Below are 23858 nucleotides of genomic sequence, written 5' to 3'. Positions count from 1 at the left end.
CGATCAGACCCCCGTCCCGCCGAAGCGCGAGCGGTCGGCGCCGTCGCCCTCGGTGAGGTCGCTGACGCCCGCCTCGTCGCCGAGGGCGTCCAGGTCCGAGGCCGGGGCCCCGATCGAAGTGGCGCCCGTCGCCGCCAGGTCCGCGCCTTCGCTCGAGTAGAACTCGTCGCCGGCGAGCGGCATGGCGGGCGGCCCGCCGCCGGGGGCGGAGAACGTGGCCTCCATGCTCTGGCTGCCGGAGCTGCGCAGGAAGCGGCCCAGCGCCACGCCCACCAGGACCGAGCCCGCGATGAAGGCGGTCGGGTTGCGGCGGCCGAAGTCGCGCACCGCCTCGATCATCTCCTCCGGCCTCTTGTCGGAGACAGAGCGGGAGAAGCTCTCCAGGCCGTCGGCGGCCTGCTGCACCAGCCGGCTGGCCACGGACTGGTCCTTGTTCGACAGCTCCTCGCCCGCGCGGCGGATCGCATCGGCGAAGTCGCCCAGGGTGCGGGTCGCGGTTTCCTTATGCTGTTCGATGTGCTGGCTGGCCTTGTCCTTGGCGTCAGCCGCGAAGGTGGCGGCCTCCTGCTTCACCGTCTGCGCGGCGCTGCTGGCCATTTCCTTCGGCGAGGCGCCCTGGCTCGTCGCGGCGCCGTTCCAGCCGCCGGCGGCGTCTGTGTCTGTCATTCCCGTGCTCCTTGCTTCAGCCGCTCGGGCGCGTCACGCGGCGCCCCCTGCAAGCGGCCCGGTAAGCTGCGAGCCGCCAGGGATGTTCCCTACGCTGAAGGTCCGGCGGGACGCGGCGCGCGGCGGCTGCACGCGCCTGGCCCAAGTTCTCGCAAAAATGGTAGTTTTACCCGCCGCAGTAGCGATATCTTGTGCCGGGACGGGGAGCGAGCGGGAGGCGTGGCCGGGGGGCCGGCTTCCCTTCTACAAGGTGTCTGATGGGCAATGACAGCGGTGTCACGGCGAACCCACCGACGGGCCGCGCGCCCACGCGCCGGTTCGAGGCGCGGCGCAACGCCATCATCGCCTCGGCGGTCGAGGAGCTGAACCGCAAGGGCGTGCGGGGCATGACGCTGGGCGACGTGGCGGCCCGCCTCGACCTGGTGCCGACGGGCGTCATCTACTACTTCCGCAACAAGGAGGAGCTGGCGGCGGCCTGCTTCATGCGGGCGATCGAGCGCTTCGACCAGCTGATCGCCGAGGCCAAGGCCGCGGGCGACGATGACCGGGAGCGGGTGCGGGCGTTCATCCGTCTCTACTTCGAGTTCAAGCGGCGCGCCTGCAGCGGCGAGACCGAGCAGATCGCCGTGTTCAACGACGTCCGCGCCTTGAACAAGCCGAGCGTCAACGAGGCCTACACGGACATGTTCCGGCATGCCCGCGACCTGATCCAGGGCCCGCCCGGGGCGGAGATGCCGCGGCCCGACCGCAACGCCCGCGCCCACCTGCTGCTGTCGGAGATCTTCTGGTCGGTGGCCTGGATGGCGAACAACCCGAAGGAGGACTTCCCGCGGGTCGGGGAGCGGATGGCCGCGATCATGGCCGACGGACTGGCGGCGCCGGGCGCCGGCTGGCCGTTCTTCACCATCCCGCGCCTGACCCGAGACGACGATCCCCGCGCCGAGGCCTCGGCCGAGCTGTTCCTTCGCGCGGCCACCGAGCTGATCAACGAGGAGGGCTATCACGGCGCCTCGGTGGAGCGGATCTCGGCCCGGCTGAACGTCTCGAAGGGCGCCTTCTACCACCACAACGAGACCAAGGATGAGCTCGTGGTCGCCTGCTTCCAGCGGACCTGGGAGATCATGTGGCGGGCGATCCGGGCCGCCGAGGCCGAAGGCGGGACGGGGCTGAAGGTGCTGGCGCAGATCTGCACCGCGCTGGTGCAGTACCAGATGGCCGGCAACCTGCCGCTGCTGCGGACCTCGGCCCTGACCACCGTGCCGGAGAGCATCAACGCCAACCTGGTGCGCCAGTTCGACCGCGTCTCGCACCGCTTCGCCTCGATCCTCTCCGACGGCATCGCCGACGGCTCGGTGCGGCCGGTGGACGTCAACGTGGCCGCCCAGATGGTCACCGCGATGATCAACGCCGCGGCCGAGCTGCACGTCTGGGCGCCTGGCCTCACCGCCGAGACCGCAGCGGCCCACTATGTGCGGCCGCTGTTCGAGGGCCTGCTCTCGCCGGTCGCCGGCTAGCGGGGCCGACGTAGCAGCGTTCTGCGGATGTCAGGCGCGCGCTCTCGCCCAGGTTGCGGATCCCCACGCGGGGCGCGCATCGGATCCCCCATTTTGGGGAGGAAAGGGCGCGCCTGCGGCCGGCGCCTGCGGCAAAGCTTACGCCGCTCAAGGAGTTGCCTTGAGTTGGCGGTCGGTCTCGGATAACGCCGTAGTGAGGACGGAGTCGCCTAATAGCTGAATCGGCTCGCGCCGATGCGCTGGGGGGCGCGAGGGCGGCGGCTCGTCAGGGGTGTTGCAAGCGGTCTCATGGACCTTAAAGCTATCCGCCTGCTGATCATCGACGACAACCGCAACGCCGCGGAGATCGTCCGTTCGATCCTTTCGAGCGTCGGCGCCACCCAGATGGAGATGGCGGCTACGGCTGAGCAGGCGTACGCCAAGCTGCAGGCCGAGCCCTACGACCTGATCATCGTCGACCAGAACCTCGGCAAGGGCGACGAGGGTATCGCGCTGGTGAAGCGCGTCCGAACCGACCCCAACAGCATCAACCCCTACCTGCCGATCCTGATGCTGACCGGCTACACCGAGCAACGCCGGGTGCAGGCCGCCCGCGACGCGGGGGTGACTGAGTTCCTGTCCAAGCCCTTCACGATCGTGGGGCTGCTGAGGCGGATGGAGGCGCTGATCCATGCGCCGCGGCCGTTCGTGAAGTCGCTGGACTACTTCGGCCCCGACCGGCGCCGTCGACAGGATCCCGACTATCGCGGGCCCGAGCGGCGGAAGACATGAAAAGGGCGGCGCCTCGCAGCGCCGCCCTCGATCAGGTCCGCGATGGAGCGGCGGCTAGAAGCGCCAGGCCACGCCGAAGTTGGTGACCAGCGGGTCCAGCGTGACGTCGGCCTTCACCGGCGCGCCGCCGAGCGAGCCGGTGGACTCGGTCTCGATGAACACCTTCTTGACGTCGACGAAAGCGCCCCAGCGGTCGTTCAGCCAGATGTTGGCGCCGGCCTGCAGGGACGTGCCCACAGCGCTGTCGGCCTCGACGTTGGTGAGCGCAGCGTCCTCCGTGGAGAATACCACCAGGAAGGCGACGCCCGCGCCGACGTAGGGCGACACGCGCCCGGCGCGGTTAAAGTGGTACTGGGCGAAGATGCCGGCCGGGCCGCCGGTCATCTTGCCGGCCGTGCCGACGCCTGCGAGCGAGCCGGCGCCCTTGATCGTGAACTCCGGCGGGAAGCCAGCGGCAGCGCTGATCGCGAAGTTCGGGGTCAGGAAGTAGCTGACCTCGCCCTCGACCGACCACTCGGCGTCGACGGAGACGTTGCCGCCCGGAACCGGAGCGCCGCCCGCCGTCAGGCTGGCGCTCTCGTCGGGATCCACCAGCGCGGGGCCGAGGTGGACGATCCAGTCGCCGGCCTGCTGGGCCTGGGCGGAGGTGGCAAGCGCCGCGGCGGCGACGGCCGCCAGGGCAGTGACTTTCATCGAGGGCATCGACAGCATCCCGGATTTCTAATCTTGCGATGACGAAATACAGGCGGAAACCTTAAGAAACCTTGAGGGTAAACGCCCTCTGGACGGAGTCTGCCGAGACTGTCCCCAATTTGAGTAGGTGCGACCCACAGGCGCAGTGTTGCTACCGGTGCGGGAAAAAACCCGTGTATTCGTGCACCGATACTTAAGAGAGCTGATTCAATATAGCGCCCGACTGCGGGGTGGGACCCGTACAGGTGGGTAAGAGTATGGCCGACGATTTGGCAATCCGTTCCGACGACACCCCGCCCGCGCGGGTGCTCATCGTCGACGACGTAGCCGACAACCGGACCATCCTGCGCCGCCGCTTCGAGCGGAAGGGCTACACCATCACCGAGGCGGAGTCGGGCAAGGGCTGCCTGGACGCCATCGAGGAGGGGACGTTCGACGTCGTCCTGCTCGACGTCATGATGCCGGACATGAACGGCCTGGATGTGCTGCGGAGGATCCGCGAGAAGCACACCGACGTGCAGCTGCCGGTGATCATGGTCACCGGCAAGACCGAGAGCCAGGACATCGTCGAGGCGCTGACGGCCGGCGCCAACGATTACATCACCAAGCCCGTCGACTTCGCCGTGGCGCTGGCCCGGGTGACCACCCAGGTCGGCCGCCGCCAGGCCGAGGAGCAGGTGCGCCTGGCCAACGAGGCGCTGTCGCGCGCCAACGAGGACCTGGAGCGCCGCATCGCCGAGCGCACCGTCGAGCTGGTGGAGACGAACCAGCAGCTCACCGTCGCCAACAAGGCCAAGGATGACTTCCTGGTCATCGTGAGCCACGAGCTGCGCACCCCGCTGAACGGCATGATCGGCATGGGCCAGATGCTGGCGCGGACCGAACTCACCGAGCAGCAGCGGAAGATGGCCGGCATCATCAACGCCTCCGCCGAGCAGTTGCACGGCGTGGTGGCCGACCTGCTGGACACCCTCGACCTCACGGCCGGCGGGCTGAAGCTCGCGCCGGAAACCTGTGACCTCGCCGCTCTGGTCCAAGAGGCCGCCGCCCCGGCGGCGGAGAAGGCCAAGGGCAAGGGCCTCGCCTTCAAAGTCGATCTCGACAAGTCGGCCGGCGTGGTCACCACGGACCCGCAGCGCCTGCGCCAGGTGCTCGGCAAGCTCCTCGACAACGCGGTCAAGTTCACCGAAACCGGCGAGGTCGGCCTCTCGCTGCGCCGCACCGGCGACCAGGTGGTGATCGAGGTTACGGACACCGGCGTCGGCTTCGACGACGAGACGGCCAAGCGGATGTTCAAGCCCTTCGAGACCGCCGACGGCTCGCTGTCGCGCAAGTTTGGCGGCGTGGGGCTGGGGCTGGCGATCTGCCACGGCCTGGTTGGCCTGATGGCCGGCTCCATCGCCGCCGAAGGCAAGCCCGGCAAGGGCGCGCTGTTCCGCGTCGAGCTTCCGCTTCCCGCCCAGGCCGCGAAGAGCGCCGCCTAACGGCCGGCGGCTTCGGTTGCCGCCACCTGAGCCATGATCGCGAGCGGTCGGCCTTCGTTGTCCGCGAAGAACGCCATCCACTCCTCCATGCCGTCGGCGTGCCGATGGATCATGTGCGGCGCGCCCGAGAAGGCGACGCCGCGCTTCTGGAGCGCCGCATGGGCGGCGTGGATGTCGGGGACGCGGAAGTAGAGGATCGACTCGGCGGGACCGTCACCCTCCTGCAGGTAGAGCCGCACCCCGCCGCAGTCGAAGAAGGCCAGCTTGCCGAAGGTGTAGAGGTGCTCCAGGCCCAGCACCTCGCCGTACCAGCGCTGGGCGGCGGCGATATCGGCCACCGAACGGGCGATCTGGCCGATCGGCCCCAGCTGCAATTGGGCGTCCATGTCCGTATTCCTCCCGGCCAGCAGGCTGTCCGAGCGCACGCCCGTCCAGCCGGTCAGCTCCGCACGGCTATCCGCCCCCACCTTGCCGCGTGCGCTCGCCACGTGCTGCTTCACTGCGTCCAGGCTCACGCCTCGGCGGCGCGCGATCTGCGCGTTGGACATGCCGTGGCGCACGGCCTCCACCACGCCCCACTCGGCGGGGGTGAGGACGTCGGGATGAGGAGGCCGGCCGCGGCGGTTGTTCGCCATGGCGCAAGTGGTAGCCCAACCAGGGCCGATTTTCGCTCCCCCTGCCGGGACAAACGAAAACCGGGCGGGGTCGCCCCCGCCCGGTTCCCGGACACACACTGGAGAGGAGAGAACCTACGCCGTCTTGCGCAGCGGCTCGGATTCGGTGTGTTCGTTGAGCGCCTCGAACTCGGCGACGCCGATGTCGTAGGCCTGCTTCAGGCGGCTGACCGCGTCTCGGATGTTCTGCGGCGTGTGGTTGGCCATCACCTGCATGCGGAACCGCGCCTGGCCCTTCGGTACGGCGGGGAATTCCACGAGGTTGGCGATCAGGCCAGCCTCCGGCAGGCGGCGGCTGACGAGGCGCGCAAGCGCTTCGGAGCCGGCCTTGACGCAGACGATGGCGGACGGGTCGCCGTAGACCTCGAAGCCGGCCTCCACGAGCTGCTTGCGCAAGCTGAGGATGTTGGTCATCAGCTTGTTGCGCAGCTCGGCGCCTTCGGTGGTCTCGATGATCTCGAAGGCCTTCAGCACGGTGGCCGCCTGCATGGGCGACAGCGCGTTGGAGAAGGTGCATGGCGGGCTGAAGAAGCGCAGGTACTCGTAGATCTCACGGTTCCGGCAGGCGACGAAGCCGCCGTTGGAGCCGAAGGTCTTCGAGAACGAACCCATCACCAGGTCGACCTTGCCCAGCATGTCCTGCATGCCGATGTGGCCGCGCCCGTCGTGCCCCAGGTTGCCGAGGTCGTGGGCCACGTCGACCATCAGGGTCGCGCCGAACTCGTCGCAGAGCTCCTGCAGCGCCTTGATGTCCGGCGTGTCCGAGTCCATCGAGAACAGGCTCTCGGTGACGACCATGATGCCGTTCTCGGTGTCCTTGGCGCGGATCTTCTCGAGCCACTTGCGGCACTCGGCCACCTGGTTGTGGCGGAACAGGTAGATGTTGCGCGTGGCGGCGCTGGCGCCTTCCTGCAGGCAGGTGTGGGCGAGCGCGTCCATCACGATGTGGTCCGTCGAGCGCACCAGGCCCTTGATGACCCCGTAGCCCGCGGCCCAGCCGGTGGGGAACAGGATCGCCTCGGGCATGCCCAGGAACTCGGCGATCTTCTTCTCGAGCAGGCGCGAGTGGTGCGTGTTGCCCAACAGCGCGGCGGAGCCGGCCGAGTGCACGCCGAACTCCTCGATCACCTCCTGGGCGACCTTCTTGATCACCGGGGAGACGGACATCGAGAGATAGTCCTGCGACGCGAAGTTCACGCCGTTGATCTTGCCGCCCGCGTCGTCAAGCGCGGCGCAGACCGTGGACGGGCTTTCCTGCGTCGAGCGGGAGAACGGCCACAGCCCGTGCTGCCGGCGCAGGTTCTGCCACTTGAAGAAGCCTTCCACGCGGGCTTCCAGGTCGGCGCCCTTGGGATAGCGGTAATCCCGCATGCTGCCTGTAAGTGCGGCTGGCGGAACGTAGTTATTGAATGCTTTCGGCATCTTGAATTCACCCCACCCTGTTCTCGGGTTTCCCGTTCTATGTACAGGAGAGGTGTTATTGCCCGGTGTACGTAAACTTTACTGGATGTTGCCGGGGACGGTTAAGCAGTGCTTGATTTCAATTGCTGCGGTTGTGAAACCGCAACCCGAAATGCTGATCCGCCCGATCCTGTACACTCAGGCTTAACCACGTCGAAAAAAGAAAGCGCCCGCCGGTGTGGCGGGCGCTTTGGCAAATCCGGTCTTGTGCGCGGGTCAGGCGGCCTGGGCGCCCAGGCAGGCGTTGATCTTGCCGAGCAGCCGGGGAAGGTCCACCGGCTTGGTGTCGAAGTCCGCGCAGCCCACCTCGACGCTCTTGGCCCGGTCGGTGGCCAGGGCGTGGGCGGTCAGCGCGATGATCGGGATCTCCGCCGTCGACGCGCGCCCCTTGATCAGGGTGGTGGCCTCCCAGCCGTCCATCTCGCCGAGCGCGATGTCCATCAGGATCAGCGCCGGCTTCTCGGACTCGGCCATGGTCACGCCGGTGGGCCCGTCGGGGGCGCAGCACACCTCGAACCCATGGCGCGTGAGCCGGCGGGTGAGCATGTCGCGGTTCATCTCGTTGTCTTCGACCAGCAGGATCTTGGGCATGTTCGTGGTTCCGGAACTCAGGCCGCGGACAGTTCAAGGGTGGACTTGCCAACGGGCGCCTTGGCGCGCCGCTTGCGCTTGGCCGCCGGCGCGGCCGGCAGGGTGACGGTGAACGTCGAGCCCTGGCCCAGCGTGCTTTCGGCGGAGATGCCGCCGCCCATCAGCTCGCAGAGCGCCAGGCTGAGCGCTAGGCCCAGGCCGGTGTCGCCGTACTTCGAGGCGCTCGCGTCGCGCGCGACGGTGAACTTCTCGAACAGTTGCGGCAGCATCTCGGGCGAAATGCCGATGCCGGTGTCCGAAACCTCTATGACGATGGCGTCGGACGGGCGGCCGTTCTTGCGCTTCACCGAGACGGTGACGCGGCCCTTCTCGGTGAACTTGATGGCGTTGTCGACGATTTGGCCCACCGACTGGCGCACGCGCTGGGCATCCCAGCGGGCGGAGCCCAGGTCCTTGGGCAGGTTGCAGACCAGCTCCACGCCCTTGGCGTCGGACTTGGTGCGCTTGTGCTCGACGATGGTGGTGATGAACTCGGCGACCGGGACGTCCTCCGGCACCAGCTCCATCTTGCCCGCCTCGATCTTCGAGAGGTCGAGCACCTCGTTGACCAGGCGCAGCAGGTGCTGGCCGGCCTTGTGGATCTTCTCCAGGTCGGCGACGGCGTCGGCGTCGTTCTCGTCCTGGGCGTCCTCGAGCAGCATCTGCGAGTAGCCGATCACGGCGTTCAGCGGCGTGCGCAGCTCGTGGCTCATGGAGGCGACGAATTCCGCCTTGGCGGCGCCGGCGCGCTCGGCTTCCGCCGTGGCGCGGCGCAGCTGGGCGGCCGTGGCGAGATGGCCGCGCATCTCGCCTTCAAGCTCCACGCCCGACTGCAGGATCCGCCGGTAGTAGAGCGACATCATGGTGACGTAGCCGGCGCAGGCCAGGGTCGAGACGATGCCCAGGCCCTGCAGCGCCTGCAGCGGCGTGTCGTCCGGCGGCGGCGGCACGAAGTGGTAGAGGGCCACGAAGGCCGCGAAGTTCACACCAAACTGGCCGAGCGCGTACATCCTAAGCTTCGGCGCGTTGCCCAGGTAGAAGAAGGCAAGGAGCGGGATGGTCAGCACCCACGGCAGCGTGGGGGAGGTGACCCCGCCGTAGTAGTAGCAGCTCCACAGGATGCAGAAGTGCAGGTTCTGCACCGAGATGAAGCTGAGCAGGTTGTAGCGGCCGACCGCCTTCAGCACGAAGGGGAAGATCCAGAAGGACGTGATCGAGATCGCCAGGACGAGGGTTTGCCAGCCGGGCGTCGGATCAAGGAAGAGCAGGGCGCCCGGCACCACATTGCCCAGGAACGGTCCCAGGCAGTGGCTGATCAGGAACATGCGCGCCTGCTGGCGCTTCTCGCGCTCGCCCGCGATTTCGGCGGGAATGAACCAGTCGATGAAGCGATCGAGCCGGTTCGAGGCCTGCGTCGGCGCCGTCTGCATGTCTAGGTCCGTCCCCCAGCGTTCGCGACAAGGATCGCTTCGGTTGTGGAAGCGGTCGACTTGCACGCCTCGAGATGATTCGAGGTCTCCGACAATGTCCGTGGTGCCGATTAAGATGGAGTTATCTCGGTTAAGGGGCGTCGTGCACGAGTTCTTAATCGGTAATCCGGCTCACTCCCGGCGAATACTGGGGGCGCCCTGCGAGGGCGAGACGGGCATGTGGAACTCGATCCTTAAGCTGATCGACTGGTTCGTTCCGGAGGCCGCCAAGCGGGAGCGCTCGGAGCTGGGCCTGGCGCGCAACTTCGTCTTCACGCACCTGTTCGGCCCGCTCATGGCGCAGTCGATCTGCATCTTCCTATACCTGACCGATCCCAAGCCCGACGCGGTCGTCTGGGTGATGATCGGCGTGATCTGGTCCTTCTGGGCCCTGCCGTTCGTCCTGAAGCTGACGAAGAACCTGCCGCTGGTCGCCCTGGTATCCGTCCAGGCCCTGGCGTTCGCCTCGCTGTTCGGCTCGTTTCACTACGGCGGGGTCTCCTCGCCGCTGCTGCCCTGGCTGCTCGTGGCCCTGCTGCTCGGCTTCTTCTACCTGGGCGACCGGCCGTGGCTGGTGCTGGGCATGTTCGCCGCCGACCTGGCGGCGTTCTACGCCGGCTTTGCGATCAACGGCGGCTTCGACGAGCGCGTGCCGATCGAGCGGCTGACCGACGTGGGCTGGATCTCGATCTTCTCGGCCACTGTCTACATGAGCTGGATGGCCGTCTACTACGTGTCGACCATCGCCCTGCGTTCCGATCTGGAGAAGGAGGCCGACCGCCACCGGGCGACGGCCATCCGCCTGCGCCAGGCCAAGGAGCAGGCCGAGCGCGCCAACCTCTCGCGCTCGATCTTCCTGGCCAAGATGAGCCACGAGTTCCGCACGCCTTTGAACGCCGTGATCGGCTACTCCGAGCTCCTGCTGGAGCACGGACAGGACACCGGCGCGGACGAGCAGAAGCTGCAGGATCTGGGCCGCATCAACGCCGCCGGCCAGCACCTGCTGGCGCTGGTGACCGACGTCCTGGACCTGTCGCGCATCGAGACCAATGCGGTCGAGCTCAGCCTTGAGGCCTTCCAGCTGCAGCCCTTCCTGGAGCACGTGGCCACCACCGCCGAGCCGCTGGTCGGCCAGAACGGCAACAAGCTTGTGGTCAAGGCCCCGGCGAACCTGGGCGTGGTGACCGGCGACCAGACCAAGCTGCGCCAGATCGTGCTCAACCTGCTGTCCAACGCCGCCAAGTTCACCACCGACGGCGAGGTCACCCTGTCGGCCCGCCGCGACGAGAAGGCGGCCGGCGACTGGATCGAGATCCGCGTCGAGGACACCGGCATCGGCATCGCCGAAGATGACCTGCCGAAGCTCTTCCAGGACTTCGGCCAGGTGAGCGCATCCACCTCGTCCAAGTACGGCGGCACCGGCCTGGGCCTGGCGGTGAGCCAGAAGCTCTGCGCGCTGATGGGCGGCGGGATCTCGGTCACCAGCGAGGTCGGCCACGGCTCCTCGTTCACCGTGCGGATGCCGGCTGTGGTCACCGTCGAAGACGGGGTCGTTGAAGCCGAGGACGCGCCGGAATCCCTTGCGGCGTAAGACCTTGCCGTAAATCACCGGGTAACGAAAAAGACGGATAACGGGCTATCCCGCCGCCGTCTCGGCTGGGTTGTATGCATCGGGGATTGTCGTGCAATTTTCAGAACTGAAGGCCAAGGCGACGCTGGCGGCCATGGCGGCTGGCGCAGCGCTGGCCGGCGGTGGCGAGGCGGCTGCGGCCGGCTTCGCGGTGAACGAGATTTCGGTCGAGCGGCTGGGCCGCGCCAATGCCGGCGCGGCCGCCGACAAGGGCGCCGGCGCCCTGTGGTTCAACCCGGCTTCGATCGCCCGCAGCGGGCGCGAGATCAGCCTGGGCGCGACGAACCGCGACCATCGTGTTGATTTCACCGACAACGGCTCGACGATCACCCTGCCGGTTCCGCCGGCGGGCCTGACGGTCCCGATCGGCGGCCGCTCTAGCATCTCGGACGGCGCGGAGGACCTGGTGGCCCTCTACGCCGCCGGCGTGATGCCGATCGGCGACCGGTTCGCGCTGGGCCTGTCGATGACGAAACCCTTCGTGCTGAAGACCGAGCTCGGGGCCGATGCCTGGAGCCGCTACGACACCATCCGCTCGCAAATCGACGTCACCGACGTCCAGCTGACCGGCGCCTTCCAGGCGACCGACTGGCTCGACATTGGCGTGGGCGTGAGCGCGCAGCACAACGACGCCTACCTCGACCAGGCCTGGCCGAACCTGGCGCCCGGCGCGCCGGACGCCATCTCGCGCCTCAAGGCCGACGGCTGGAACTGGGGCTGGACCGTGGGGGCGCAGGCGCACTTCGAGACTATCAGCCTTGGCGCCAGCTACCGCTCGAAGGTCGAGCAGGAGCTGGACGGGACGCTGGCGCTCAGCGGCCTCGTGGCGCCGCTCGACGCCTTCAACTTCACCGCGCCTGCGAAGGCCACCTTCACCCTGCCGTGGAGCTTCACGGTGGGCGCGAGCTGGGCGGTCACGCCCGCGCTCACGCTGAGCGGGCAGGTCGAGCGCGCCGGCTGGGGCGAGTACGACGTGATCACCGTCAACTTCGGCCAGACCGCCGTCATCCCGCAGAACTTCGACGACGTGACCTCCGTCGCCATCGGGGCGGAGTATGCGCTCAACGAGATGTGGAGCCTGCGCGCCGGGGTCCGCACCGACCCGACGCCCACGCCCGACACCCTGCGCGAGCCGGGCGTCTGGGACGCCGACAGCCGCCTGTGGGCGGTGGGCGCGACCGTGAACATCAGCGAGGGCCTGCGCCTGCACGGCGCGCTGGCCTGGACCGACTTCGACGACGCGATCCTGACCGACAACGACGTCTTCTACGCCGGCTCCCCGGCCCAGACGACCGCCCGCTCCCGCGGCGTCGTCTCCGGCGACGGCATCAGCGCCGGCCTGGGCCTCGACTTCAGGTTCTGAGGTCCCGATCACGATCGAGAACCGGCCCCGTCGCGCAAGCGGCGGGGCTTTCTCGTTTGAGCCGCGAACGACCACGAGCCTACCCGAACGGGCCTGAGCCGGCCGTACGCCCCGCTGGCTCCGCCTGTTCGTGCTGGTTCGTGTTCGTTCCGAGCCAAAAAAAGAGCCGCGCAGAGCGCGGCTTCTTCTTCAGGATGGAAGGAGGCCCTAGGCCTGGGCGGCGCGGCCGGCGTGCTCGGCGGCCGCGGCTTCGGCGGTCGACTGGATGATGGCGCCGATCAACAGGTCGGGGATGATCGGCTTGGCGATGTGGTGGTCGGCGCCGGCGGCGCGCGAGGCCTGCACATGCTCGCTCATGGCGTTGGCCGTGACGGCCAGCACCGGGACGCGCGGCCGGCCCTGCTCGACCTCGAACTTGCGGATCTCGCGGATGGCGGTCAGGCCGTCCATCACCGGCATCTGCAGGTCCATCAGGACCACGTCGAAGTCGTCGGCCTTGAAGGCGGTGACCGCTTGCAGCCCGTCCTCGACCTGCACGAGGTCGACGTCGATCATGCCGAGGATGACCTCGACGACCGCCCGGTTGGTCGGATGGTCATCCGCCAAAAGGACGCGCAGACGTCTTTCAGTATCGCTCGGCAAGACCGCCCCTGTCTCTGAGCCGGCCCGGACTCCGGGCCCTTTCGGGACTCAACCTAGGGGGCAAGGAGTAACCATTCGGTCAACGCCGACGCCTCCACCCGCGGGCGTCAAACGACCCAGGGCTTGCTATAGAGGGCCATGACCCAAGCGTTCGGCCGCAGCCTTCCGGCCTGGATATATTCGGACCCGGGCTTCTTCGCCCGTGAGCGCGAGACGATCTTCCGAACCGGCTGGCAGGTGGTCTGCCACCTCAACGACGTGCCGCACGCCGGCGACTACCAGACCCTCGACTTCCTCGGCGAGCAGGTGGTGACCCTGCGCGGCGACGACGGCCGGGTCAGGAGCTTCCACAACGCCTGCCGCCACCGCGCCGCACGCCTGGTCGATGGCCCGGCCGGCAACTGCGGACGGCGGATCGTCTGCCCCTACCACGCCTGGAGCTACAGCCTGGACGGCCGACTGGCGCGCATCCCGCCCTGGCAGGGGTTCGACGGGCTCGACCTCGAGGCCTACGGTCTGAACACCCTGGAGCAGGAGATCTGGCAGGGCTTCGTCTTCGTGCGCTTCGCGCCGGGACTTCCCAGCGTCGCCGAGATGATGGCCCCGTACGCCGAGGAGATCGCACCGCACGGCTTTAACGATCTCGTGCCGCAAGGCCGCGTGACGCTGCGGCCGCGGGCGGTGAACTGGAAGAACGTCGCCGACAACTACGCCGACGGCCTGCACATCCCCGTGGCCCACCCGGGGCTGTCGCGGCTGTTCGGGCCGAGCTACGCGATGTCGACAGGAGAGTGGGTGGACAAGCTCTGGGGCGACATCGTCGAACAGCCGTCCACCAACTGGGCCGAGCGCTCCTACCAGGCGCTGCTCCCCGCCTTCGACCACCTCGAGCCGCCGATGCGCCGGCGCTGGAGCTACTACAAGCTCTGGCCAAACCTCGCCTTCGACGTCTATCCGGACCAGGTGGACTTCATGCAGTTCATCCCCGTCTCGCCCACCGAGACCTTGATCCGCGAGATCAGCTACGTGCGGCCGGACGACCGGCGCGAGGCGCGGGCGGCGCGCTACCTCAACTGGCGCATCAACCGGCAGGTCAACGCCGAGGACACGGTGCTCATCGATCGCGTCCAGAAGGGCATGCAGACCTCCGGCTACGAGACCGGACCGCTTGGGCCGTCGGAGGTTTGCCTGGCTGCCTTCGCCCGGCGGCTGGAGGAGCAGATTCCCGAGGCTGCGCTCGCCCAGGCGCCCCTGGAACTCGCCTGACATGACCGACGTCATCGTGATCGGCGCAGGCCACAACGGCCTCACCTGCGCAGCCTACCTGGCCGCCGGGGGCCTGAAGGTGACGGTGCTCGAGCGCCGTGACGTCGTCGGCGGCGCGGCGGTGACCGAGGAGTTCCACCCGGGCTTCCGCAACTCGGTGGCGAGCTACACGGTCAGCCTCCTCAACCCGAAGGTCATCCGCGACCTGGAGCTCCATCGCCACGGGCTAAAGGTGGTCGAGCGGAAGATGTCCAACTTCCTGCCGCTTGAGGGGAATTACCTCTGCGTCGGCGGGGGGCGGACGAAGACGGAGGTCGCGCGGTTCTCCGCCAGGGACGCCGAGCGCCTCGACGCTTACGGCGACCGGCTGGAGACCATCGCTGATGTCCTGCGCGACCTCGTCCTGGAGACACCGCCGAACCTCGTCGACGACTTCGAGGCGTCCATCGCCGAGCTGATCAAGAGCGCCAGCCTGGGCTGGCGGCTGTCGAAGCTCGGCATGACCGCCAAGCGCGACCTGCTGGCCCTGTTCTCGCAGTCGGCCGGCGACTGGCTGGACGGCTGGTTCGAGAGCGAACCCATCAAGGCCGCCTACGGCTTCGACGGCGTCGTGGGCAACTATGCCAGCCCCTACACGCCGGGCTCCGCCTACGTCCTGCTGCACCACGTGTTCGGCGAGGTGAACGGCAAGAAAGGGGCCTGGGGCCACGCCATCGGCGGCATGGGCGCGATCACCCAGGCCATGGCCGCCTGCTGCCGCGAGCGCGGCGTGGAGATCCGCACCGGTTCCGGCGTCGCCGAGGTGCTCACCGACAAGGGCCGGGCCGTCGGCGTAGTGACCGAGGCCGGCGAGGTGCTGAACGCCCGCGGGGTGGTGTCCAACCTCCATCCGCAGCTGCTGTTCGGCAAGCTGGTCGACCCGCCCGACGCGGACTTCGCCGAGCGGATCCGCCGCTACCGGTCGGGATCGGGGACCTTCCGCATGAACGTGGCGCTGTCGGAGCTGCCGCGCTTCTCCGTCCTGCCGGAGCCCGGCGACCACCTGACCGCGGGCATCATTGTTGCGCCGAGCCTCGCCTATATGGACCGCGCCTACGCCGACGCGCGCCAGTTCGGATGGTCGCGCGAGCCGATCGTGGAGATGCTGATCCCCTCGACGCTGGACGCGACCCTTGCGCCGGCCGGGCGCCACGTCGCCAGCCTGTTCTGCCAGCACGTGGCCCCGAAGCTCCCCGACGGACGCTCCTGGGACGACTGTCGCGACGAGGTCGCGGACCTGATGATCGCCACCGTGGACAGGCACGCGCCGGGCTTCGCCAGGTCGGTCCTGGGGCGGCAGGTGCTCTCCCCGCTCGACCTGGAGCGCACCTTTGGCCTCGTCGGCGGGGACATCATGCACGGGGCGCTCAGCCTCGATCAGATGTTCTCGGCGAGGCCGGTGCTGGGGGCCGGGGACTACCGGACCCCGGTCAAGGGGCTCTACCAGTGCGGGGCGGGGACGCACCCAGGCGGCGGGGTGACCGGGGCGCCGGGGCACAATGCGGCGCGCGAGGTGCTCAAGGACGCGCGGCGGGGGCGGCTGAAGGCGGCCTGAGGGGGCGACTAGCCGCCGCATAATCCCGTACGAACAAGGTCTTGCCAGCCACGCCGGGCAGGCGCAGCCTCGACCCATAACAAGGTTCGGGGAGGACCTCTCCATGCGTACGCTCACCATCATCGCGGGCCTTGGGGCCTGCGTCGCGCTCGCCGGGTGCGAGCAGTCGTCCAGCCAGGCCTCGACGACCGAGGTCGCCGCGCCAGCGGTGAAGAAATCCATCGCGCGTCCGCGACAGCTCTACGCCGGCCAGGAACAGATCCTCAGCGTCGACGCCGCGGCCCTGGACATGGACCAGGGCAAGCTGGTGCTCAACGTGAAGGGCAAGACGCCCGGGGCGGGCTACACGGACGTGGCCTTCGTGCCGCGCATCTATCCGGCGGCTCCGAAGGACGGGATCTACGAGGTCGACGTGGTGGCCATGAAGCCGTCGAAGCCGGGCGCCGCGACGCCGACACCGGTCGAGATCGAGAAGGCCTGGGAAGGCTATCCCGAAGGCCGGCTCAAGGGGGTCACCTTCATCACCAAGACCAACCAGGTCACCGCCATGCTGCCGGCGCCGAAGGCCGGCTCCTAAAAACCGGGTCCTGAAGGGGGCTCCGCCGGGATTGTCAGGCGTTATCAAGGGGCGCACAGTCCGCGCTCAAGGGCCCTGCGCCGGCGAAACCGGCGTCAGGGCCTTACTGTCCTAGGAGTTCGAGACCCACATGTCCGGCAACCGGACCTCCCACATCCGGCTCACCTCGCACCCGGGCACGGGCGCGGCGAGCCGCTTCCCGATCGTCTGGGACGCTCCCGACGCCCGCACCCGCGGCCCGGTGGTCGCCACCGCCAACGCCGGCAGCGACCGCAACGCCATCGGCGCCCACGGCGGCGCCTATTCCATCTATCGCGCCCTGGCGATCTCGGCGGGCGCGCTGGATCCCCGCGTGCGGCCGGAGCTCACCGACACCTATCCGGTCGCCGCCGTCGGCCCGCACCCTCAGTGGAGCGAGGCCGGCAAGATCGTCTCGCTCGACCCCTGGGGGCACCGGGTCGCCGAGGACTTCGCCCAGGAGATCGGCGAGGGCGTCGACATCCGCCCGACCATCGCCGTCACCAAGGCCCGCATCGACCTGCCGGAGATCCACGACGCCATCGCCAAGGGCCGGCTGAAGGTCGACGGCGAGGTGGTGCACGAGGCCGGCGACGTTTCGGTCACCAAGGCGGCGATCGATCCCGTCTGGTACCTGCCGGGCGTGGCCGAGCGCTTCGGTGTGGACGAGCAGCAGCTGCGTCGCACGCTGTTCGAGCAGACCGGCGGAATGTATCCCGAGCTCGTCACCCGGCCGGACATGCAGGTCTTCCTGCCGCCGATCGGGGGGATCACCCTCTACATCTTCGGCGACCCGGCCAAGATCGGCGACAAGCGGGTGAGCCTCACCTGCCGCGTGCACGACGAGTGCAACGGCTCGGACGTGTTCGGCTCGGACATCTGCACCTGCCGACCCTACCTGACGCACGGCATCGAGGAGTGCGTGGCCAGCGCCCAGAAGGGCGGCGCGGGGCTGATCGTCTACAACCGCAAGGAAGGCCGGGCGCTCGGCGAGGTGACCAAGTTCCTGGTCTACAACGCGCGCAAGCGCCAGCCGGGCGGCGACCAGGCGGCGACCTATTTCGAGCGCACCGAGTGCGTCGCCGGTGTGCAGGACGCCCGCTTCCAGCAGCTGATGCCGGACATCATCCACTGGCTGGGCATCCGCCGGATCGACCGGTTCGTGTCGATGTCCAACATGAAGTACGACGCCCTGGTGGGCGGCGGCATCGAGATCGGCGAGCGGGTGCCGATCCCCGACTGGCTCGTGCCGCCGGACGCCAGCGTGGAGATGGAGGCCAAGAAGGCCGCCGGCTACTTCACGCCGGAGACGCCGCCGAGCGAGGCCGACCTGAAGAAGGTCGTAGGCCGCGACCTGAAGGAATTCTGAGATCTTGTCCGACACGGCTGTGACGGAGGACGCCCGGCGGCTGCTGTCGGCTGCGGCGGTGCGCGAGCGGGCGCATCAGATGCTGGACATCGCCCTGGCGGACGGGCTCGCGGAGTGGCGCGTCAATCTCGACCGGCTCCCGGTGGCCGCCGAGCTGACGGCGCAGGCGACGCTGGAGGCTTATCCCGGGCTCGACGTGCCGTTCCATGCGCGGTGGCGGCATTTCGAGGTGGCGGGGCGCGACCTCTGGGCCGAGCGGGCGCAGGCGTTCAGTGACCCGGGCAAGCGGGCCCGCGCCGAGTTCGACCTGGCGATCGTCTCCGTGCTGCTGGACGCCGGGGCCGGTATGGCCTGGCGCTACCGGGATGCGGCCACGGGGGCGGTGCTTAGCCGGTCGGAGGGCCTCGCGATCGCCTCGCTGCGGCTCTTCGAGTCCGGGGCGTTGTCTTCGGACAGGTCCGATCCGCTGAAGGCCGATGCGCTAGCCCGGGTGGATGCGGCCGTGCTGGCCCAGGCTTTCCAGGTGGGCGACAACAATCCGCTGGTGGGGCTGGAGGGCCGCGCGGCGCTGCTGCGGCGGCTCGCGGACGCGGCCGGCCGGCCCGGCTCGCTCTACGACGAGATGGCGGGGCGAGCGCAGGACGGACGGCTGCCGGCGCCAGTGATCCTGGAGGTGCTGCTGGCGCGGCTGGGGCCGATCTGGCCGGGGCGGCTCACCCTCGAGGGCCTGCCGATGGGCGACGTGTGGCGCCATCCGGCCGGGGGCCTCGTCCCGCTGCACAAGCTCTCCCAGTGGCTGGCCTATTCGCTGATCGAGCCGCTGCAGGCGTCGGGGATCGACGTCACCGACATCGACGGGCTGACCGGCCTGGCGGAATACCGCAACGGCGGGCTCTTCGTGGACGCTGGCGTGCTGGTCCTGCGCGATCCGGCGGACGCCGAGCGGGCGCACCCGGTGGAGAGCCCGCTGGTGGTGGGCTGGCGCGCGCTGACGGTAGCCCTGCTGGATAGGATGGCGCCGCTGGTGCGCGAGCGGCTGGGGGTCTCGGCCGAGGCCTTCCCGCTCGCCCGGATGCTGCAGGGGGGCTCATGGACCGCGGGGCGGAAGATCGCCGCGCAGAAGCGCGCCGACGGCGGCCCGCCGCTGAAGGTGATCAGCGACGGCACCGTGTTCTAAGGGGGAATGAGATGAAGGGCGTCACCGTCGTCGAGCATCCGCTAGTGCAGCACAAGCTCACCCTGATGCGGAAGAAGGACACCTCCACGAGCCAGTTCCGGCAGCTGCTCAAGGAGATCGGCGGGCTCATCTGCTACGAGGTCACGCGCGACCTGCCGACCGAGACCATCCGCATCGAGACCCCGCTGACCGAGATGCAGGCGCAGAGCCTGTCGGGCAAGAAGCTGGTGTTCGCCGCCATCCTGCGCTCGGGCATGGGCATGCTGGAGGGGATGCTGGAGCTGGTGCCGGCGGCGCGCCTGGCCCACGTGGGACTCTACCGCGACCCGGCGACGCTGGAGTGCGTGGAGTACTACTTCAAGGCGCCGGCCGAGCTCGCCGACCGCTGGGTCATCGTGGTCGACCCGATGCTGGCCACCGGCAACACCGCCATCGCCGCCGTCGACCGGCTGAAGGAGGCCGGCGCCAAGACCATCCGCATGGCCTGCCTGCTGGCCTCGCCGGAGGGGCTGTCGAAGTTCCGCGGACACCACCCGGACGTGGCCATCTGGACCGCGTCCATCGACGAGCGGCTCAACGAGCACGGCTACATCCTGCCTGGCCTCGGCGACGCCGGCGACCGGATGTACGGCACGAAGTAGCGCTCCCCTGACGCGCGCGGTCCCTTCCGCACGCCGGAAGCTCTGCTAGGGTTCCGCCGCAGCGTCCTAGGAGAGGCGCTGCTGGGGGACGGCGAGTGGCTTCAGGGGTGGCGGCGGATGCGGGGGCGGCTGCCGAGCAGAAGCTCGCGGCCGCGCACCAGGTGCTGCGCCAGACCAAGGGCCTGCAGTTCGACTTCACGACCGCCCATCCGGAGAAGCCCCCCGCCTGGGCCGAGGCGCTGTTGCGCTTCCTCAGCGAATTCGCCCCGGTGCTGAAGTACGTCTTCTGGGGCGGGCTCGCCCTGGCGCTGGTGATGATCGCCTGGTTCATCGTCAGCGAACTGATGAGCGGACGGATCGACGGGCGGATGGGGCGCAAGTCGTTCACCCAGGGCGGCGTCCGCCCGGAGCCGGCGCGGGCGCTGGCGCTGCTGGAAGAGGCCGACCGCCTGGCCGCGGAGGGCCGCTTCGACGAGGCCATCCACGTGCTGCTGTTCCGCAGCATCGACGACATCTCCGGCCGCCGGCCCGGAGCGGTGAAGCCGGCGCTCACCAGCCGCGACATCGTGCGGCTCGCCGCCATGCCCGACGAGGCGCGCCACGCCTTCGCCCGGATCGCCGAAGCGGTGGAGCGGACCTTCTTCGGCGGCAGGCCGGCGGCGAAGGACGACTTCGCCCGCTGCCGCAGCGACTATGAGACCTTCGCCTTCTCCGAGGGCTGGCGATGAGCGAGGCCGCGGCCCCGCAGGCGCCCGCCTTCTCGCCGCGGGTGATCCTCGCCCTGGTGTTGGTGGGCGTGATCTCGTTCTCGGCGCTCGCCGTGCTATCGGCCTACGCGCCGGAGATCCGCGCCGGGAGCGAGGGCGGCGGCAATGCGCTGTCCGGCTCGGCCGTGGGCTTCAAGGGGGCGGTGATCCTGCTGCAGGCCCGCGGCGTGCCCGCGGTCGTCAGCCGCACGAGGCCGCCGGCCGAGGCCGCCGCCCGCTCGCTCCTCGTGCTTACCCCGTCCTTCCTGGACGATCCCAAGGAGCTGCAGGCCTTCCCGCCCGCCGCCGCGACCCTGGTGGTGCTCGACAAGTGGCGTTGGGCCGATGACCCCAAGCGCAAGGGGTTCGTGGTGAAGGTCGGCCCCGAGCCGTTCACCGAACGCGCCGATCGACTGCTGAAGCCGTTCGCTGCGTCCAGCACCGTCGCCAAGCGCAAGGGGGTGTCGAAGCCCGTGCTGCACGGGACGGGCACGGTGTTCGCCGAGGGGACCTACCTGCCGCTGGCGCAGATCGAAGGGCTCCAGACGATCTCCGGCGAAGGCTGGATCCCGCTGCTCGCCGACGAGCAGGGCCGGCCCGTGCTCGTCCGATCCAAGAAGACGCCTCACCTCCATGTGCTCGCCGACCCCGACCTGCTCAACACCCAGGGCGTCGCGAAGCTCGACAACGCCCGCGCCGGCATGGCGGTGATCGACGCGCTCCGCGGCGACGGCGGGGTGCTCTTCGACGTGACGCTCAACGGCTACAAGCGCGGACAGGGCCTGTGGCGGATGATGCTGGAGCCGCCGTGGCTGGCGGCGACCCTGTGCGCCGTGGCCGCCGCCGTGCTCATGGGCCTGCATGCCCTGGCCCGCTTTGGCCCGGCGCGCGCCCGCGGCCGCGCCTTCGCGCTCGGCAAGCGCGCTCTGGTCGACAATTCCGCGGGCCTGGTGCGCATGGCGCGCAAGGAGCACGAGCTCGCGCCCGCCTATGTGGGCCTGACCAAGACCCTGGTCGGGCGCGTGGCCGGCGGGACGATGGCCAGCGCCGACGACGCCTGGCTGGCGCGGCTGGCGCGCACGCGCGGCGCCGACGACTCGGAGACCCTGGAGCGGGAGGCCGAGCGCGCCAGGAGCCGCGCCGACCTCGTGGCGCTCGCCCGCAAACTCTATGCATGGAGACTGGAGATGACGCGTGAACGTCGCTGAGGTGAGGGCGCTGGCCGATAAGGTCCGGGCGGAGGTGGCCAAGGCGATCATCGGCCAGGCGGACACCGTCGACCTGATGCTGATCGCGCTGTTCGCCCGCGGCCACGTCCTGCTGGAGGGGCCGCCCGGCACGGCGAAGACCTTCCTGGCGCAGTGCTTCGCCCGCACCCTGGACCTGGGCTTCGGCCGTATCCAGTTCACGCCCGACCTGATGCCGGCCGACATCATCGGCACCAACCTGTTCAACTTCCAGACCTCGGCCTTCACGCTCAGCCAGGGCCCGATCTTCTCCGAGCTGCTGCTGGCCGACGAGATCAACCGCACGCCGCCCAAGACCCAGGCCGCCCTGCTGGAGGCCATGCAGGAGCGCCGGGTGACCATCGACGGCAAGCCGCACGCGCTGAGCGAGCGGTTCATGGTGGTGGCCACCCAGAACCCGCTGGAGCAGCAGGGCACTTATCCACTCCCGGAAGCGCAGCTCGACCGGTTCCTGTTCAAGCAGGTGCTTAAGTACCCGACGCGCGACGAGGAGCGCCGCATCGTCGCCGAGTACGGCATGCAGGCAGGTCAGGCCGATCCGGGCGACATGGGCGTGAAGAAGGTGGTGACCGCCAAGAGCCTCGCCGCCGCCAACGCGGCGGTCGCGCAGGTGCGGCTCAATGAGGACATCGTGGGCTACGTCCTCGACCTGGTGCGCTCCACCCGCGAGACGCCCGAGCTGCAGAGCGGCGCCTCGCCCCGCAGCGCCGCCCAGCTGGCGCTGGCCGCCCGCGCCCGCGCCGCGCTGGACGGGCGCGACTATGTGATCCCGGATGACGTCAAGGAACTGGCGCTGCCGGCGCTGCGCCACCGGGTGATCCTGTCGCCGGCGGCGGAGATCGAGGGGCGCCGCGCCGACGACGTGATCCAGGGGCTCGTCGAGCTCGCGGCGGCGCCCAGGTAGCCGCCCTTGCGCCTCTACCCCACCCGGGCCGCCATCGTCCTCGTCGCCGCCGGCGCGCCGATCGCGCTGGCCGTGGCGGTGGCGAGCCCGGGGCTGTGGGTAGCGGCGGCGGCCTGGGTGCTGATGTCGGCGGGCCTGATCGTCGCGGATGCGTTACTGGCCGCGCCGCCCAGCCGGCTGGACCTGAAGCTGGTGACGCCGAAGGTGATGGGCGTGGCGCGTCCGGAGCCGGTGCGGGTGGAAGCCGCGTTCCAAGGGCGGCGCCCGCGCGCCATCGAACTCGCCCTGGGCGTCAACGCGCGGCTATCCGCCGAGCCGGCGCGGCAGACCCTGAGGCTCTCCGGCGGCCGGGGCGAGGCCGCTTTCGGGCTGACGCCTCTGCGGCGCGGGGAGGGGCGGCTGGAGGGCGTCTGGGCGCGCTGGCGCGGTCCCCTGGGCCTGGTCTGGCTGCAGCGCCAGGCGGCCGGCGCCGAGCCCATCGCAGTGACGCCCGACATCCAGGGCGTGAAGGAGCAGGCCCTGCGCCTCTTCACCCGCGACGCGCCGTTCGGGATGAAGGCCCAGCTCGAGGTGGGGGAGGGCTCCGACTTCCACGCGCTGAAGGAATTCACCACCGGCATGGACCTTCGCGCCATCGACTGGAAGCAGAGTGCGCGGCACGGCAAGCTGGTGGGCCGCGAGTACCGCACCGAGCGCAACCACCACGTCATCCTGGCGATCGATTCCGGGCGGCTGATGTGCGCGCCCGCGGCCGGGGCGCCGCGCATCGACCTGGCGATCAACGCGGCCCTGCTGCTGGCCTTCGTGTCGCTGAAGCTGGGCGACCGGGTGGGCCTCTTCGCCTTCGACTCGCGGCCGCGGGTGGTGAGCGGCGTGGCGTCCGGCGCCAACGTCTTCCCGCTGATCCAGAAGCTGGCCTCCACCATCGACTATTCCACGGAGGAGACGAACTTCACCCTCGGGCTGACCACGCTCGCCGCGCGGCTCGACCGGCGGGCCATGGTGGTGGTGTTCACCGACTTCGCCGACCCGACCAGCGCCGAGTTGATGCTGGAGAACGTCGCGCGGCTGATGCGGACGCACCTGGTGCTGTTCGTGGTGTTCCGCGACGAGGAGCTGGAGAGCCTCCTGGCCGGCGAGCCGCAGGACGCCGACGACGTCTCGCGCGCGGTGATCGCCGCCAACCTCATGAAGCAGCGGGAGGTTGTGGTCGGCCGCCTGCGCCGGATGGGCGCCCAGATCGTCGACGCTCCGGCCGGCGAGCTCGGCATGTCGCTGGTGCAGACCTACCTCGACGCCAAGCGTCGCGAGCTGGTCTAGGG

General features: G+C 69.4%; 22 protein-coding genes. 15 read left to right on the top strand and 7 right to left on the bottom strand.

The features are described 5' to 3' along the window. Nucleotides 1-3 precede the first annotated feature (3 nt). Nucleotides 4-666 (bottom strand): hypothetical protein, encoded by a 663-nt coding sequence (locus VIL76_RS10910; RefSeq protein WP_332045058.1) that lies wholly within the window; start codon nt 664-666, stop codon nt 4-6. 257 nt (nt 667-923) lie between these two features. Between VIL76_RS10910 and VIL76_RS10905 the strand changes: the two genes are divergently transcribed. Together VIL76_RS10905 and VIL76_RS10900 are read left to right on the top strand one after the other, a co-directional pair. Further along, nucleotides 924-2180 (top strand): TetR/AcrR family transcriptional regulator, encoded by a 1257-nt coding sequence (locus tag VIL76_RS10905; protein WP_332045057.1) that lies wholly within the window; start codon nt 924-926, stop codon nt 2178-2180. A gap of 288 nt (nt 2181-2468) precedes the next feature. Beyond that, nucleotides 2469-2951: a response regulator gene (locus VIL76_RS10900; RefSeq protein ID WP_332045056.1), complete on the top strand. Its 483-nt coding sequence runs from the start codon at nt 2469-2471 to the stop codon at nt 2949-2951. A gap of 54 nt (nt 2952-3005) precedes the next feature. On the opposite strand, the gene VIL76_RS10895 is transcribed toward VIL76_RS10900, so the two are convergent. Then, entirely contained in the window at nt 3006-3644 is a 639-nt protein-coding gene (locus VIL76_RS10895; RefSeq protein WP_332045055.1) for an OmpW/AlkL family protein, read from the bottom strand. Nucleotides 3645-3901: 257 nt separating this feature from the next. Between VIL76_RS10895 and VIL76_RS10890 the strand changes: the two genes are divergently transcribed. Then, nucleotides 3902-5128 carry a hybrid sensor histidine kinase/response regulator gene (locus tag VIL76_RS10890; protein WP_332045054.1) on the top strand — a complete coding sequence of 409 codons (1227 nt, stop codon included), beginning with the start codon at nt 3902-3904 and terminating at the stop codon, nt 5126-5128. Here the strand turns inward: VIL76_RS10890 and VIL76_RS10885 are convergent. The 4 genes from VIL76_RS10885 to VIL76_RS10870 all read right to left on the bottom strand — a co-directional run bounded on the left by VIL76_RS10885 (nt 5125) and on the right by VIL76_RS10870 (nt 9323). Beyond that, on the bottom strand, nt 5125-5763 hold the full coding sequence (locus VIL76_RS10885; RefSeq protein WP_332045053.1) for a LuxR C-terminal-related transcriptional regulator: 639 nt from the start codon (nt 5761-5763) through the stop codon (nt 5125-5127). The two genes, VIL76_RS10890 and VIL76_RS10885, sit on opposite strands and share 4 nt — an antisense overlap. A 114-nt stretch (nt 5764-5877) precedes the next feature. Beyond that, entirely contained in the window at nt 5878-7173 is a 1296-nt protein-coding gene (locus VIL76_RS10880) for an aminotransferase class I/II-fold pyridoxal phosphate-dependent enzyme (protein WP_332045052.1), read from the bottom strand. A 306-nt stretch (nt 7174-7479) separates the two neighbouring features. Further along, nucleotides 7480-7854: a response regulator gene (locus VIL76_RS10875; protein WP_332045051.1), complete on the bottom strand. Its 375-nt coding sequence runs from the start codon at nt 7852-7854 to the stop codon at nt 7480-7482. Nucleotides 7855-7871: 17 nt separating this feature from the next. Then, a complete protein-coding gene (locus tag VIL76_RS10870) occupies nt 7872-9323 on the bottom strand; it encodes a HAMP domain-containing sensor histidine kinase (RefSeq protein WP_332045050.1) in 1452 nt (483 codons plus the stop codon). A gap of 217 nt (nt 9324-9540) precedes the next feature. Between VIL76_RS10870 and VIL76_RS10865 the strand changes: the two genes are divergently transcribed. After that, nucleotides 9541-10953, top strand: a complete 1413-nt coding sequence (locus tag VIL76_RS10865; protein WP_332045049.1) for a sensor histidine kinase — start codon at nt 9541-9543, stop codon at nt 10951-10953. 91 nt (nt 10954-11044) lie between these two features. Then, nucleotides 11045-12355 (top strand): OmpP1/FadL family transporter, encoded by a 1311-nt coding sequence (locus tag VIL76_RS10860; RefSeq protein ID WP_332045048.1) that lies wholly within the window; start codon nt 11045-11047, stop codon nt 12353-12355. Between the two features lie 207 nt (nt 12356-12562). Here the strand turns inward: VIL76_RS10860 and VIL76_RS10855 are convergent, their stop codons facing one another. Continuing rightward, on the bottom strand, nt 12563-12961 hold the full coding sequence (locus VIL76_RS10855) for a response regulator (RefSeq protein WP_332045047.1): 399 nt from the start codon (nt 12959-12961) through the stop codon (nt 12563-12565). A gap of 174 nt (nt 12962-13135) precedes the next feature. Here VIL76_RS10855 and VIL76_RS10850 point away from each other — a divergent pair, with 174 nt between their 5' ends. The 10 genes from VIL76_RS10850 to VIL76_RS10805 all read left to right on the top strand — a co-directional run bounded on the left by VIL76_RS10850 (nt 13136) and on the right by VIL76_RS10805 (nt 23856). Next, entirely contained in the window at nt 13136-14263 is a 1128-nt protein-coding gene (locus tag VIL76_RS10850; protein ID WP_332045046.1) for an aromatic ring-hydroxylating dioxygenase subunit alpha, read from the top strand. 1 nt (nt 14264) lies between these two features. After that, the gene (locus VIL76_RS10845; RefSeq protein WP_332045045.1) at nt 14265-15857 is read left to right on the top strand and encodes an NAD(P)/FAD-dependent oxidoreductase; all 1593 of its coding nucleotides are present in this window, start codon (nt 14265-14267) and stop codon (nt 15855-15857) included. A 103-nt stretch (nt 15858-15960) separates the two neighbouring features. Continuing rightward, nucleotides 15961-16434, top strand: coding sequence for a hypothetical protein (locus VIL76_RS10840; RefSeq protein ID WP_332045044.1), 474 nt, complete (start codon nt 15961-15963; stop codon nt 16432-16434). Nucleotides 16435-16564: 130 nt separating this feature from the next. After that, complete coding sequence (locus tag VIL76_RS10835) at nt 16565-17821, top strand: GTP cyclohydrolase II (protein ID WP_332045043.1); 1257 nt, start codon at nt 16565-16567, stop codon at nt 17819-17821. Nucleotides 17822-17825: 4 nt separating this feature from the next. Continuing rightward, on the top strand, nt 17826-18998 hold the full coding sequence (locus VIL76_RS10830) for a DUF1688 family protein (RefSeq protein WP_332045042.1): 1173 nt from the start codon (nt 17826-17828) through the stop codon (nt 18996-18998). 11 nt (nt 18999-19009) lie between these two features. After that, complete coding sequence (gene upp / locus VIL76_RS10825; RefSeq protein ID WP_332045041.1) at nt 19010-19639, top strand: uracil phosphoribosyltransferase; 630 nt, start codon at nt 19010-19012, stop codon at nt 19637-19639. A gap of 95 nt (nt 19640-19734) precedes the next feature. Then, a complete protein-coding gene (locus VIL76_RS10820) occupies nt 19735-20367 on the top strand; it encodes a DUF4129 domain-containing protein (RefSeq protein WP_332045040.1) in 633 nt (210 codons plus the stop codon). After that, a complete protein-coding gene (locus VIL76_RS10815) occupies nt 20364-21593 on the top strand; it encodes a DUF4350 domain-containing protein (RefSeq protein ID WP_332045039.1) in 1230 nt (409 codons plus the stop codon). The genes VIL76_RS10820 and VIL76_RS10815 overlap by 4 nt, the downstream gene beginning before the upstream one ends. Then, a complete protein-coding gene (locus VIL76_RS10810; protein WP_332045038.1) occupies nt 21580-22536 on the top strand; it encodes a MoxR family ATPase in 957 nt (318 codons plus the stop codon). Before VIL76_RS10815 ends, VIL76_RS10810 begins: the two co-directional genes overlap by 14 nt. 6 nt (nt 22537-22542) lie before the next feature. Further along, nucleotides 22543-23856, top strand: coding sequence for a DUF58 domain-containing protein (locus tag VIL76_RS10805; protein WP_332045037.1), 1314 nt, complete (start codon nt 22543-22545; stop codon nt 23854-23856). The last annotated feature ends 2 nt before the right edge of the window (nt 23857-23858 follow it).

Origin of the sequence: Phenylobacterium sp., assembly GCF_036563285.1 — a bacterium.
Lineage (GTDB): Bacteria > Pseudomonadota > Alphaproteobacteria > Caulobacterales > Caulobacteraceae > Phenylobacterium.
The sequence above is the reverse complement of the archived record's forward strand: the minus strand, read 5'-3'. Positions and strand labels throughout refer to the sequence as shown.

What these genes read in the sequence shown, in the direction of transcription:
- VIL76_RS10835 (WP_332045043.1), top strand. Translation starts at nt 16,565, where the DNA reads ATGTCCGGCAACCGGACCTCCCACATCCGGCTCACCTCGCACCCGGGC.
- VIL76_RS10840 (WP_332045044.1), top strand. Translation starts at nt 15,961, where the DNA reads ATGCGTACGCTCACCATCATCGCGGGCCTTGGGGCCTGCGTCGCGCTC.
- VIL76_RS10900 (WP_332045056.1), top strand. Translation starts at nt 2,469, where the DNA reads ATGGACCTTAAAGCTATCCGCCTGCTGATCATCGACGACAACCGCAAC.
- VIL76_RS10850 (WP_332045046.1), top strand. Translation starts at nt 13,136, where the DNA reads ATGACCCAAGCGTTCGGCCGCAGCCTTCCGGCCTGGATATATTCGGAC.
- upp (WP_332045041.1), top strand. Translation starts at nt 19,010, where the DNA reads ATGAAGGGCGTCACCGTCGTCGAGCATCCGCTAGTGCAGCACAAGCTC.
- VIL76_RS10905 (WP_332045057.1), top strand. Translation starts at nt 924, where the DNA reads ATGGGCAATGACAGCGGTGTCACGGCGAACCCACCGACGGGCCGCGCG.
- VIL76_RS10815 (WP_332045039.1), top strand. Translation starts at nt 20,364, where the DNA reads ATGAGCGAGGCCGCGGCCCCGCAGGCGCCCGCCTTCTCGCCGCGGGTG.
- VIL76_RS10890 (WP_332045054.1), top strand. Translation starts at nt 3,902, where the DNA reads ATGGCCGACGATTTGGCAATCCGTTCCGACGACACCCCGCCCGCGCGG.
- VIL76_RS10910 (WP_332045058.1), bottom strand. Translation starts at nt 666, where the DNA reads ATGACAGACACAGACGCCGCCGGCGGCTGGAACGGCGCCGCGACGAGC.
- VIL76_RS10885 (WP_332045053.1), bottom strand. Translation starts at nt 5,763, where the DNA reads ATGGCGAACAACCGCCGCGGCCGGCCTCCTCATCCCGACGTCCTCACC.
- VIL76_RS10870 (WP_332045050.1), bottom strand. Translation starts at nt 9,323, where the DNA reads ATGCAGACGGCGCCGACGCAGGCCTCGAACCGGCTCGATCGCTTCATC.
- VIL76_RS10875 (WP_332045051.1), bottom strand. Translation starts at nt 7,854, where the DNA reads ATGCCCAAGATCCTGCTGGTCGAAGACAACGAGATGAACCGCGACATG.
- VIL76_RS10880 (WP_332045052.1), bottom strand. Translation starts at nt 7,173, where the DNA reads ATGCGGGATTACCGCTATCCCAAGGGCGCCGACCTGGAAGCCCGCGTG.
- VIL76_RS10865 (WP_332045049.1), top strand. Translation starts at nt 9,541, where the DNA reads ATGTGGAACTCGATCCTTAAGCTGATCGACTGGTTCGTTCCGGAGGCC.
- VIL76_RS10895 (WP_332045055.1), bottom strand. Translation starts at nt 3,644, where the DNA reads ATGAAAGTCACTGCCCTGGCGGCCGTCGCCGCCGCGGCGCTTGCCACC.
- VIL76_RS10845 (WP_332045045.1), top strand. Translation starts at nt 14,265, where the DNA reads ATGACCGACGTCATCGTGATCGGCGCAGGCCACAACGGCCTCACCTGC.